Consider the following 11776-nt stretch of genomic DNA (forward strand, 5'->3'; position numbering starts at 1 on the left):
GGCGACCGCGCGGCAGCGAGGCGAAATCCCGCCGCTAGGAGGCGAGCGTCAAATGGGCTTGCGAGAAGCAATAGACTCAGGGAAGTTCATCGTCACCTCGGAGGTCGGCCCACCCAAGGGCACGGATATCCATCACGTGCTGGAGGATGCGGAGCTCGTCCGCGGCCGCGTGGACGGCATCAACGTCACCGACATCCAGGCCTCCGCGATGCGCCTGGGCTCCATGGTGACGTGCCATCTGCTGCGGGAGGCCGGCTTCAACCCGATCTTCCAGATGACGTGCCGCGACCGCAATCGCCTCGCGCTGCAGTCGGACCTGCTCAGCGCGTCCGTCCTCGGCATTACCGACGTGCTGTGCCTGACCGGCGACTACACCACGCTCGGCGACCATCCGCAGGCGAAGCCGGTCTTCGACCTCGACTCCGTCTCCCTGCTGCGCGCCGCGAAGGGGTTGACGGAGGGGCGCGACATGGCGGGCAATGAGCTGCAGGGCGCGCCGCCGTTCACCCTCGGCGCGGTCGTCAACCCCGGGGCCGAGCCGCTCGAGCCGCAGATCATCAAGCTCGAGCAGAAGGTTGAAGCAGGGGCGCAATTCATCCAGACTCAAGCGGTGTACGACGTGCCGGCCTTCGAGCGATTCGTCAAGGCCGCGAGCCATATCAACGTGCCCATCTTGGTCGGCATTGTGCTGCTGAAGTCCGCGGGTATGGCGAAGTATATGAACCGCAGCGTCGCCGGCGTCTTCGTCCCCGACCCGTTGATCCAGGAGATGTCCGACGCCGAGGACAGAGTCGCGGCCAGCGTGAACATCGCAGCGCGGTTGATCAAGGAATTGGGGCCGATGGCGAGAGGCGCGCACATCATGCCCATCGGCTGGGACAAGCACGTGCCGAAGGTGCTCGACGCGGCGGAGCTGTAGCGCGCGATCGGGCATGTCGTAAGGCGCTCCGAGGAGCGCCGGTCCTGGCCCAGAAGCGTATTAGAGAGAGGGAGTGACGAATGTCTAAGATCGTAGCCGCAGCCGCCGTGCGCGGCTCGCACCAGATATTCAAGGAAGCGGAGGACATGCTCAACGCCGCCGCCGCCGAGCGCGGCGAGAGCTGCGAGATCGCTTTCCCGGAGACCGCATTCTATCTGCCCATGGCCAACGCGCTGCTGGGGATAGACGCGACCACCCTCGCCGACGCGAAGCAGATCCTGGAATACGCGCGGACCCTGCTGCACGAGGAACCCGGCGATAAGCTGTGGCTGCCGTATCTGCCGAGCGCCCTCGACGCGGGCATCTGCACGCTGCTCTGCGAGGAACTGGTCGAGGCCCTGCGTTACCTCAACGGCACCGAGCCGCAGGACAACTGGCACGGCTTCATCTCCGACACCATCCTGCGCACCCTCGGCATACAGCTCGTGGACGGGCGCCTCCCCGGCTTCGCCGCAGTCATCGGCGCCGCGCCGGATAACGAGACCGCCGTGTTCCTCATCCGCGAACTGCAGAAGCGCAACATCCTTACCTTCCTGTGCGGCAACCACGAGGGCCGTACGATGCGCGACCAGCTCGTCGAGGAGAACATCATCCCCGGCGACCCGTCGCAGACCGAGGACGGCGACCTCAAGAAGGCCTGGTGGGGGATGTATATCGTGCCCCTCGGGCCCGACACGCACTCCGTGATCTACGCCCTCAACTGGGCCATCCGCGGCGCCCTCACCTTCGGCGGCCACAAGAAGGGCGAGTGGCTCAACAACCTGTTGTACTGCAAGAACCGCATCTTCGCTTTCGGCCTCGGCCTGGGTACGATTGACGACCTCAAGTACGCAACCGGCGCCGGCGCGATCAACATGGGCTTCCCGGTTATTGCCGACACGCCGATTCCGGAGATCCGCCCGACCGGCGTCACCACCTACGAGGAGCTGGTGCACGAGCTGGATCACAAGAAGATCATCCCGACCTGCGTCGAGGTGCGCGGGGTCAAGGTCACGGTGAAGGATCTCGATATTCCCGTGCCCGTCGCCGCCGCGTTCGAGGGCGAGACCGTGCGCCGCGAGGACATGCAGGCGCAGTTCGGCGGCAAGTACTCGACCTGCTTCGAGTACCTGCGCATGCGCGAGTTGAACGAGGTGGAGGACGGCAAGATCGAGCTCCTCGGCCCCGACGTGGACACCGTCGAGGAGGGAGGGCATCTGCCGCTCGCCTTCCTAATCGAGGTCGCGGGCCGCAAGATGCACCGCGACTTCGAGCCCATCCTCGAGCGCCAGGTGCATACCATCGTCAACCACGCCATGGGCATCTTCCACATGGGCCAGCGCGACATCCCGTGGGTGCGCATCAGCAAGGAGGCCTTCAAGTCCGGCTTCCGCCTGCGCCACTTCGGGGAATTGCTGCGCGCAGAGTATCTCAGCAAGTTCCCGGCTCTGGTGGATAAGGTGCAGGTCACCGTCTTCACCGACGATGACAAGATGGCGCCGATCCTGGACGAGGCGCGCAAGGCCTGGACCGCGCGCGACGAGCGCATCGCCGGCATGACCGACGAGAGCGTGGACATCTTCTACTCCTGCACGCTGTGTCAGTCGTACGCGCCGAACCACGTCTGCATCATCAGCCCCGAGCGCCTCGGGCTGTGCGGCGCCTACAACTGGCTCGACGGGCGCGCCGCCTACGAAATCAACCCCGCCGGCCCCAACCAGCCGGTGCAGAAGGGCCGCGTCATAGACGAGGTCAAGGGCCAGTGGGAGGGCGTCAACGAGTTCGTTTACAACACCTCCAACAAGAACGTCGAGCGCTTCAACGCCTACTCGCTGATGGAAGATCCCATGACCTCGTGTGGGTGCTTTGAGTGCATCATGGCCATTCTGCCGGAGTGCAACGGCGTCATGATCGTCAACCGCGAGTACCCCGACATGACGCCGTGCGGCATGCCCTTCACCACCCTCGCGGGAAGCGTCGGCGGCGGCCTGCAGACGCCCGGCTTCCTCGGCATCGGCCGCCTCTACATCTCGAGCCCTAAGTTCATCTCCGCCGAGGGCGGGCAGCCGCGCATCGTGTGGATGCCCAAGGAACTCAAGGAGGATATCGCCGAGCGCTTCGCCAAGCGTTGCGCGGAGATCGGCGAGCCGGATCTGCTCGACAGAATCGGAGACGAAACCACGGCTACTACGACGGAGGAACTGGTCGCGCACCTCCAGGAGAAAGACCATCCCGCGCTGAAGATGGACCCGTTGTTCTAGCAACATCCCGCGGTGCGCAGTCCGGCCTCGAATCGCAGGCGCGGTGTGCCGCGCCTGCGGACTTCGGACCACGGACTGCGGCATCCGGATCACGAAGATGAGGAGCATGATATGGGACTCACCGGGCTCGACATCTACAAGCACCTGCCCAAGACCAACTGCGGCGATTGCGGCGTGCCGACGTGCCTCGCCTTCGCCATGAAGCTGGCGCAGAAGCAGACGTCGCTCGACAAGTGCCCGCACGTGACGGACGACGCGAAGGCCGCGCTCGAAGGCGCCTCCGCGCCGCCCGTCAAGCTCGTCACCGCCGGCGTCGGCGACGCCAAGGTGGAGGTCGGCAACGAGACCGTGCTCTTTCGCCACGACGAGACGTTCTACCATCCGACCGCGCTCGCAGTAACGGTGGACGCAGCGCTGCCCGAGGATCAACTCGTCGCGCGTGTCAAGCAGATCAACGAGCTCGTCTTCGACCGCGTCGGCCAGCGCATCGGCGTCAACATGGTTGCCCTCCAGAGCGGCGCTGACGCCGCCCAATTCGCCGCGGCGGCGAAGGCCGTAGCCGCGAACACGGATCACGCGCTGGTACTCATCGCCGACGACCCCGCCGCAATGGAGGCCGCGGTCAAGGAGGTCGCCGACCGCAAACCGCTGATCTACGCCGCGACCGCCGATAACGCCGAGGATATGGCGCGCATCGCGAAAGAGAACTCGTGCCCGCTCGCCCTCCGCGCGGACGGCCTGGAGGCGCTCGCGGCGCTGAGCCAGAAAGTGCAAGGTCTGGGCGTCACCGATCTCGTGCTCGACAGCGGAGCGCGCGAGCCGGTCAAGGTGCTGGCCGATCAGACGCTGATCCGCCGCGCCGCCCTGCGCAAGAAGTTCCGCCCCCTGGGGTTCCCGACCATCGCCTTCACCGCCGCCGACTCGCCCGAGGAAGAGGTCGTGCAGGCGACCGAATACGTCGCCAAGTACGCCGGCATTCTGGTCATGAACGCCGACCAGCCGTGGCAGCTCATCGCCATCCTCACCGCGCGGCAGAACATATTCACCGACCCGCAGAAGCCCATCCAGCTCGACGCCGGCCTCTATCAGGTCGGCGAGCCGGATGCGAATTCGCCGGTGCTCACGACGACCAACTTCTCCCTGACCTACTTCACCGTCGAGGGTGATGTCGAGGCGAGCCGCGTTCCGTCCTGGATCGTCGTCGTGGATACCGAGGGCACTTCCGTGCTCACCGCCTGGGCGGCCGAGAAGTTCACCGCGGATACCATCGCCGCCGCGATCAAGAGCAGCGGCATCGAGGACAAGGTCAGCCACCGCAAGCTCGTCATCCCCGGCGGCGTGGCCGTGTTGAGCGGCAAGCTCCAGGAGGCCTCCGGCTGGCAGGTGCTGGTGGGGCCAAGGGAGTCCAGCGGCATACCGACCTATCTCAAGACGACCTGGCAGGGGTAGCGCCGCAGGCCGTGGTCACACGTCCGTCGTCCGCAATGCGGACATCGAGGCTAGGACCGCGGACGACAGGCCACGGACCACCAACGACATGCATATCGTCGTCTTCTATCCCGAAGGCAAATGCGTGGAGGTGTCGCCCGGCACAACGCTGCTCGAAGCAGCGCAGCAGGCGGGCGTCTCCATTGACTCGACTTGCGGCGGCGTCGGCGCCTGCGGCAAATGCAAGGTCATCCTGCACCTCGGCCGCGCTCACGTCGAACCGGGGCCGTTCCTGTCGCCCGAGGACATCGAGCAGGGGCACGTTCTTGCGTGCCAGACTCGGGTGGAGGAGGACCTGGTGGCGGAGGTGCCCACGGCGTCGCAGCTTGGCGAACTGCAGATGCTCGCCGGCGACCTCGCGCAGCCGGGGGTGGCCACCGCGATCCCGCTCGTCCAGCGCCTCGCAGTCGAAGTGCCCGAGCCGACGATAGACGACAACTCCTCCGACCTCGAGCGCCTCCACCGCGCGCTGCGAGCCCGCGACGCCGATTACGACGACTTCGACATAGATCTCGCGCCGCTGCGCGCCGTGCCGCGCACGTTGCGCGACAACGATTGGCGCGCGTGCGTTTCTATCGCCGACTTCGACGGCCGAGGACGAATCATCGCCGTCGGGCCATCGTGTGAAGCCGAGCAGTCCTACGGCCTCGCCGTTGACGTCGGCACGACGACCGTCGCGGCGCAGCTCGTGGACATCGACTTCGCCATGGCCGTGCGCGCCGACGCTGCCCTCAACGAACAGATCGCTCACGGCGAGGACGTCATCGCCCGCATGATCTACGCCGCGGAGCACGACGGCGGCCTCGACGAGCTTCAGCGCGAGATCATCAGAACGGTCAACCGCCTGACCGAAGCGATGTGCCAGGAGCAGGGCATAGACTGCGAGCAGATCACCAGCGCCTCCTGCGCCGGCAATACCGTGATGACGCATCTCCTGCTCGGCCTCGATCCGGCGGAGATCAGGCGCCACCCCTACGTGCCGCTCACGCGGCAGTTCCCGCTCGTGCGCGCCGGCGAGATCGATTTGCGTGCCAACCCGATGGCGCCGGTGTACTGCGCGCCGTGCGTCAGCTCGTACGTCGGCGGAGATGTCGTCGCCGGCGCGCTTGCCACCGGCCTCGCCGAGGTTGACGATCTGTGGATGCTCGTGGACATGGGCACCAATGGCGAGGTCGCGCTGGGCAACCGCGAGTGGCTGATGTGTTGCTCCTGTTCCGCGGGACCGGCGTTTGAGGGGTCAGGTATCGAATACGGCATGCACGCCAGCGTCGGCGCCATCGAGCGCGCGCGCTACGACCCCGCGAGCGATACGCTCGAATACGCCACCATCGGCGGCGCGAAGCCGAGGGGTATCTGCGGCTCGGGATTGATCGATGTGCTCGCGACGCTGCTGCGCGCCGGAGTCATCGACCGCGCGGGCCGGATAGACCTCGGCTATTCGAGCCCCCGCGTCCGCGTCGAGCAGGATCAGGCGCAGTTCGTTCTCGTCTGGGGGCGAGAAGTCGGGCGCGAAGACGATATCGCGCTCGCCGATGCCGACATCGAAAACCTGATCCGTTCCAAGGCTGCCGTATTCGCCGGCGTACAGGTGCTGCTCCACAGCGTCGGCCTGGCGCCCGCGGACCTCAACCGGGTCATGGTCGCGGGCGCGTTCGGCAATTACCTCGACGCGGATAACGCCGTCACCATCGGCTTGCTGCCGGACGTGCCGCTCGAGCGCATTCGCTTCGTTGGGAACACATCCGTCGCTGGCGCGCGCATGACCCTGGTATCGAGAGGGGCGAGGCGCCGCGCAGCCGAAATTGCCTCTCGCATGGCGAATCTGGAACTGAGCGCCGTCACGACGTTCATGGACCGCTACGTCGCGGGGCTGTTCCTGCCGCATACGGACATGAGCCTGTTCCCGTCGGTCGCCGGGAAGCTGGCGAGCGCGGGGCGGTAACGCGCCCGCCCCGCCGCAGGCCGCGGGGCAGAACCGAATGGGGGCTGACGCCAAACGACATCGCGGTGAGCGAACGGCGGTTGACGCGAATACGGGATCTGCGAGTGGATAGTCGATGACACCGATCTACATAGCATCCATAGGGTCGTACGCCGGCAAGTCGCTGACCGCGCTGGTGTTCGGGCTGCGCCTGCGCGACCGCGGGCTGAAAGTCACCTACTTCAAGCCGGTCGGCACGCTGCCGGTGCGCGAGCAAGGCGCGGTCACTGACGAGGACGCCCTGTTCATCGCGCGCGCCCTCGGCTTCGAGGGTCCCGTCGGCGCGCTGTGTCCGGTGCTGCTGACCGGCGACCTGGCTGAGCGGGCGCTCCGGGGCAACGCCGAGAAGCTCGACGAGCGCGTCGTGGAGGCGTATCGCACCGTGTCGCGCGGAGCCGATGTCACCGTCGTCGGCGGCGTCGGCACGGTGTCGCGCGGGGCGCTGGTCAATCTCTCCGCGCGGCGCGTCGCGGAGCTGCTCGATGCGCGGGTGGTCGTGGTCGCCCGCTACGAGTCCGATACGACGGTGGAGGAGGTGCTGCTCGCGCGCGACGTGTTGGGCGAGCGGCTGGCTGCGGTGGTCTTCAACTACGTGCCTGAGGAGGCGCTCGAGCACGTGCGCGGGCCGGTGCGCGAGTTCCTGGAGCGGCTGGGGATCGCCGTCATCGGCGCGGTGCCGCACGACGACGTGTTGGGCTCGGTGACGGTGCGCGAACTCGCCGAGCAGCTCAACGCCAAGGTGCTGTGCTGCGAAAACCGGCTCGACGACCTCGTCAAGCACTTCGTCATCGGCGCCATGAATGTGACGAGCGCGGTGAAGTACTTCCGCGAGTTGGAGGAAAAGGCGGTTATCACCGGCGGCGACCGGCCGGACATCCAGCTCGCGGCGCTGCAGACGCCGACCAAGGCCGTCATCCTGACCGGCAATCTGCACCCGAGCAGCGTCCTCGTCAAACGGGCGCAGCAAGTCGGCGTGCCCATGCTCTTGGTGTCCGCCGATACGCTGAGCACCGTGGAGCAGATTGACCGCATCATCGGCCGGCTGCGCGTGCGCGAGAGCGCGAAGGTTGACCGCGCGCGAGAGCTGCTGGAGAAGAACCTGGATTTCGACCGTCTGTCCGCCATTATTGGCGTCAGCTAGTGGGATTCGTGCATCATCGCAGGGCGCGTGGAGTGGAGGATGACGCTCGCGGATCCCATTCCGGAAGAGTCTCGGCCACTACTGTACACTACTGCAATAGGCGAAACTCCACAGGGGCGCGGTCGCGCGCCCCCGCAGAAAGGGGAGCGAAATGAGCTTCGAAGTCCCAGTCGAGAAATGGAGCACCGCGGTCAGCACCATCACGCTCGGTGCAACCGCAGACAACGGAGGCACACGGACCTCGACCGTGACCTTGGGCGGCGCAGCCACACTGCCCTTCCTTCACTTCGAGGGGCAAATCCCCAACCGGCCCGTGGTCGCGATGGAAGTCCTCGATACGCAGCCCAAGGAATGGCCGGAGGCGCTCGCCAAGCCCTTCGGGAACGTGCTCGGCGATCCTGCGGCGTGGGCGCAAAAATGCGTCGAGGAATTCGGCGCCGAGGCGATCTGCCTGCGCCTCACGAGCGCCCACCCGGACAATGAGGACACCGGCCCGGATCACGCCGCCGAGGTGGTCAAGAAGGTCCTCGGCGCGGTCGGCGTTCCGCTCATCATCTGGGGCTGCGGCGACGATGCGAAGGACAACGAGGTCATACCCCGCGCCAGCGAGGCCGCAGCGGGCGAGAACTGCGCGCTCGGCACCGCGCGGGAGGACAACTACAAGACCATCACCGCCGCGTGTCTCGCCGACGGGCATAAGCTCATCACCGAGGCGCCGATAGACATCAACATCGCCAAGCAGGTCAACATCCTGGTTTCCGACATGGGCCTGAGCACCGACCGCATCATCATGTACCAGGCGACCGGCGGTCTGGGCTACGGCATGGAATACGCCTATTCCATTATGGAGCGCGCCCGGCTCGCTGCCTTGGGCGGCGACAAGATGCTGTCCATGCCCATGCTCGCCGTCGTTGGCTCCGAGGCGTGGCGCGCCAAAGAGGCCAAGGCGCCGGATGCGGAGGGCGCCCAGTGGGGGCCGCAGGCCAAGCGCGGGCCGATCTGGGAGGCGGTCACCGCGAACTGCTTCCTCCACGGCGGCGTGGACACGGTCATCATGTGGCACCCCGAGGCGGTCCAGCTGGTCAAGCAAGCGATTGACAAACTGATGCAGCACTGAGCGGCACCGACGGAATCACGGTCGCGCCCCGACAAGGAGGGTACGTGTAATGTACGTTATCGGTGAACGAATCAACGGGATGTTCAAGGACGTGCGCCAGGCCATCCAGGCGCAGGACAAAGGCATCATCCAGGACCTCGCCAAGAAGCAGCTCGCGGGCGGCGCTCACTGCCTGGATGTCAACGTCGGCCCCGCCTCCGACGACCCGGTCTCGACCGTTCAGTGGCTCGTCGAAACCATTCGCGAGGTGACCGATGCCCCGCTCGCCATTGACACGACCAAGCACGATGTGATGGCCACCGGGATCAAAGCTGCGGGCAAGGGATCGGTGATCAACTCCACGACCGGGCAGCAGGAGAAGCTCGACGTGCTCCTTCCGCTCGCGGCCGAGAACGATGCCTCGCTCATCGCGCTCACCATAGATGAGAAGGGCATTCCGCGCGACGCCAACGGCCGCGTCGAGATCGCCCTGCGCGTCGTCGCGGGGGCCATGGAGCACGGCATCTCCCCAGATCGCATCTACGTCGACGGCGTCATCATCCCCGTCAGCGCCGACCAGATGACGCCGACACATGTGCTCAACACGATCAGCCAGTGCAAGATGCTCGCCGACCCGCCGCCGAAGACCATCCTCGGCCTGAGCAACGTCAGCCAGGGCGCGGTGTACCGCGAGCTGATCAACCGCACCTACATGGTCATGGCTCTGGCGCACGGCCTCGACGCGGCGATCTTGGACCCCATGGACACGGAACTCATGGACGCCCTGATCACCGCCGAGTTGCTGCTCAATCGCAACGTGTACTGCGCCGATTTCCTGAAGGCATATCGGGCCTCGGCTGCGTGACCACACGCGGCCGCGGCACAAGGGCGTTGAGCCGGGCGCGTGTGACGCGCCCAGGGGCGAGGGCGCGACCCGCTGTGCCCCCGCTGAACGAGACGCGAGCCTGGTGTGGACGATGAAGATCGCGGTCGCCGGCAAAGGGGGGGTAGGCAAGACCACGCTGTGCGCGGGGTTGGCCCACGCCTTCGCCCGCCAGGGGCGCGCGGTCATGGCGGTGGACGCCGACCCCAACAACTGCCTCGGCGCGGCCCTGGGGTTTCCCGCCGAGCTTGTGGAGTCCGTCACACCGGTGTGCGAGATGCGCGAACTGCTGTGCGAACGTGCGGGCACCTCCCAGGGCGGCGGCTTCTTCGCCCTCGATCCGGCGGTGGACGATCTCATTGATCGGTTCAGCGTCACTCACGCCGGCATCCGCCTGCTCGTCATGGGCACCATCACGCAGGGCGGCGCCGGGTGTGTCTGCCCGGAAAGCACCGTGCTGCGCGCGTTGACGCGCGAGGTCGTGACGTCCGCGGAATCGGTGCTGCTCATGGATATGGAAGCGGGGCTGGAGCACCTCGGGCGCGGCACCTCGCGTCACATGAATGCGCTGCTCGTCGTCGTCGAGCCCACCCGGGCAAGCGTTCGCACCGCACAGCGCATCGCTGCCCTCGCCGGCGACTTGGGCATGCGCAACCTATTCGTCGTGGCCAACAAGGCGCGCGCGCCCGCCGACGTCGCATTCGTCCGCGATCACATTCCGCTCCCCGTCGCGGGAGAGGTGCCGTTCCTTCAGGGGCTGGGCTGGACCGGAGGCGAGCAGCCGGGACCGGGGTTCACCGCGGCCGTCGAGAACGTCAAGGCGTTTCTCGAGCGCGAGGTGGAGCAACGGCCGACCCGGCCGCCGGCGGAGGATTCCTGATATGCCCACCACCATCGCGGTTACCGGCAAAGGGGGCACCGGCAAGACGACGGTCGCCGCGCTGACCGTCCGGGCGCTCGTCGAACGCGACCTCACGCCCGTGTTGGCGGTGGATGCCGACCCGAATCTGAACCTCGACGCCGCTCTCGGCGTCGAGGTGTCCTTTACCGTGGGCGATGTGCGCGAGGAGGGGCTGCGCCAGATTGATTCCCTGCCCGCCGGCATGAGCAAGACGGAGTTCCTGCGCTACCGCGCGGCGCAGGCGCTGGTTGAATCCAAGGGCTTCGACCTGCTCGCCATGGGGCGCCCCGAAGGCCCCGGCTGCTACTGCTACGCGAACAATGTCTTGCGCGCGGTGGTGGATCAGATCGCCGATCAGTATCGCTTCGTCGTCATGGATTGCGAGGCGGGCCTGGAGCATCTCAGCCGTCGCACGACCCGCGGTGTGGACCTCCTGTTCCTGTTGAGCGACGCCTCAGTCCGGGGCGTCGAGACCGCCGCCCGGGCGCTGGAGCTGATTCGCGAGTTGAAAACCACCGTCGGCAGACACATGCTCGCCCTGACCCGGGTGGACGGCGTCCCCCCGGAGATGGAGCCCGCGATTCGAGAGCGCGGACTCGAGGTCGCGGCGACGATCCCCGAGGACGAGGAGCTGCGCGGGCTCGACGCGGCCGGCCGCCCGCTCGTGGAGGTCAGCGCGGCCAGCCCGGCACTGGTCGCGGTGGTTGGCATGCTCGAAAACGCGGGTGTCATTCCGACGTAACGGAGTCCGTGGGCTACGGCCGCGCCGGCAATCAGGCTGGCGGCGCTCCAGTATAGGGCAACTTTGTGACAAAAGGCACAATCTCCGCAGGGAGCCACGTCGCTTTCCCTTGACAAGCGTTGCTCTGGCGCAGCATTCCGAGGCCCGGAATGCTGTCACGGAGAGCTTTTTTCCGCGTACGAGAGGTTTACAGAGCATGGCGGCGTATGATAAGATTAACGTCGGTTGTGAAATTATTCACAAGCATGCTATAATGGGACGGCGCGCCGTCGCGTCACGTCATAGTCGAGCCGATGTGACGCGGCAAGTGTCCCCAAAGGGTACC

9 protein-coding genes are annotated in these 11776 nt (G+C 66.5%); all 9 read left to right on the forward strand.

Annotated elements, in window-relative coordinates; all coding sequences use genetic code 11:
- Positions 1 to 52 precede the first annotated feature (52 nt).
- The gene (locus JSV65_17550; GenBank protein UCH34308.1) at positions 53 to 919 is read left to right on the forward strand and encodes a methylenetetrahydrofolate reductase; all 867 of its coding nucleotides are present in this window, start codon (positions 53 to 55) and stop codon (positions 917 to 919) included.
- Positions 920 to 999: 80 nt separating this feature from the next.
- Positions 1000 to 3219, forward strand: a complete 2220-nt coding sequence (gene cdhC, locus JSV65_17555) for a CO dehydrogenase/CO-methylating acetyl-CoA synthase complex subunit beta (protein UCH34309.1) — start codon at positions 1000 to 1002, stop codon at positions 3217 to 3219.
- Positions 3220 to 3330: 111 nt separating this feature from the next.
- Entirely contained in the window at positions 3331 to 4668 is a 1338-nt protein-coding gene (locus tag JSV65_17560; protein UCH34310.1) for an acetyl-CoA decarbonylase/synthase complex subunit gamma, read from the forward strand.
- Between the two features lie 88 nt (positions 4669 to 4756).
- On the forward strand, positions 4757 to 6649 hold the full coding sequence (locus JSV65_17565) for a DUF4445 domain-containing protein (GenBank protein UCH34311.1): 1893 nt from the start codon (positions 4757 to 4759) through the stop codon (positions 6647 to 6649).
- A gap of 115 nt (positions 6650 to 6764) precedes the next feature.
- A complete protein-coding gene (locus JSV65_17570; GenBank protein UCH34312.1) occupies positions 6765 to 7829 on the forward strand; it encodes a phosphotransacetylase family protein in 1065 nt (354 codons plus the stop codon).
- A 151-nt stretch (positions 7830 to 7980) separates the two neighbouring features.
- The gene (locus tag JSV65_17575) at positions 7981 to 8946 is read left to right on the forward strand and encodes an acetyl-CoA decarbonylase/synthase complex subunit delta (protein UCH34313.1); all 966 of its coding nucleotides are present in this window, start codon (positions 7981 to 7983) and stop codon (positions 8944 to 8946) included.
- A gap of 49 nt (positions 8947 to 8995) precedes the next feature.
- Positions 8996 to 9790, forward strand: a complete 795-nt coding sequence (locus JSV65_17580) for a dihydropteroate synthase (GenBank protein ID UCH34314.1) — start codon at positions 8996 to 8998, stop codon at positions 9788 to 9790.
- Between the two features lie 103 nt (positions 9791 to 9893).
- A complete protein-coding gene (locus JSV65_17585; protein ID UCH34315.1) occupies positions 9894 to 10688 on the forward strand; it encodes an AAA family ATPase in 795 nt (264 codons plus the stop codon).
- Position 10689: 1 nt separating this feature from the next.
- A complete protein-coding gene (locus tag JSV65_17590) occupies positions 10690 to 11451 on the forward strand; it encodes an AAA family ATPase (protein ID UCH34316.1) in 762 nt (253 codons plus the stop codon).
- The last annotated feature ends 325 nt before the right edge of the window (positions 11452 to 11776 follow it).

Source organism: Armatimonadota bacterium (assembly GCA_020354555.1).
Classification (GTDB): Bacteria; Armatimonadota; Hebobacteria.

Coding starts and splice junctions, on each gene's coding strand:
- JSV65_17550 (UCH34308.1), top strand. CDS start 53: ATGGGCTTGCGAGAAGCAATAGACTCAGGGAAGTTCATCGTCACCTCG.
- cdhC (UCH34309.1), top strand. CDS start 1,000: ATGTCTAAGATCGTAGCCGCAGCCGCCGTGCGCGGCTCGCACCAGATA.
- JSV65_17560 (UCH34310.1), top strand. CDS start 3,331: ATGGGACTCACCGGGCTCGACATCTACAAGCACCTGCCCAAGACCAAC.
- JSV65_17565 (UCH34311.1), top strand. CDS start 4,757: ATGCATATCGTCGTCTTCTATCCCGAAGGCAAATGCGTGGAGGTGTCG.
- JSV65_17570 (UCH34312.1), top strand. CDS start 6,765: ATGACACCGATCTACATAGCATCCATAGGGTCGTACGCCGGCAAGTCG.
- JSV65_17575 (UCH34313.1), top strand. CDS start 7,981: ATGAGCTTCGAAGTCCCAGTCGAGAAATGGAGCACCGCGGTCAGCACC.
- JSV65_17580 (UCH34314.1), top strand. CDS start 8,996: ATGTACGTTATCGGTGAACGAATCAACGGGATGTTCAAGGACGTGCGC.
- JSV65_17590 (UCH34316.1), top strand. CDS start 10,690: ATGCCCACCACCATCGCGGTTACCGGCAAAGGGGGCACCGGCAAGACG.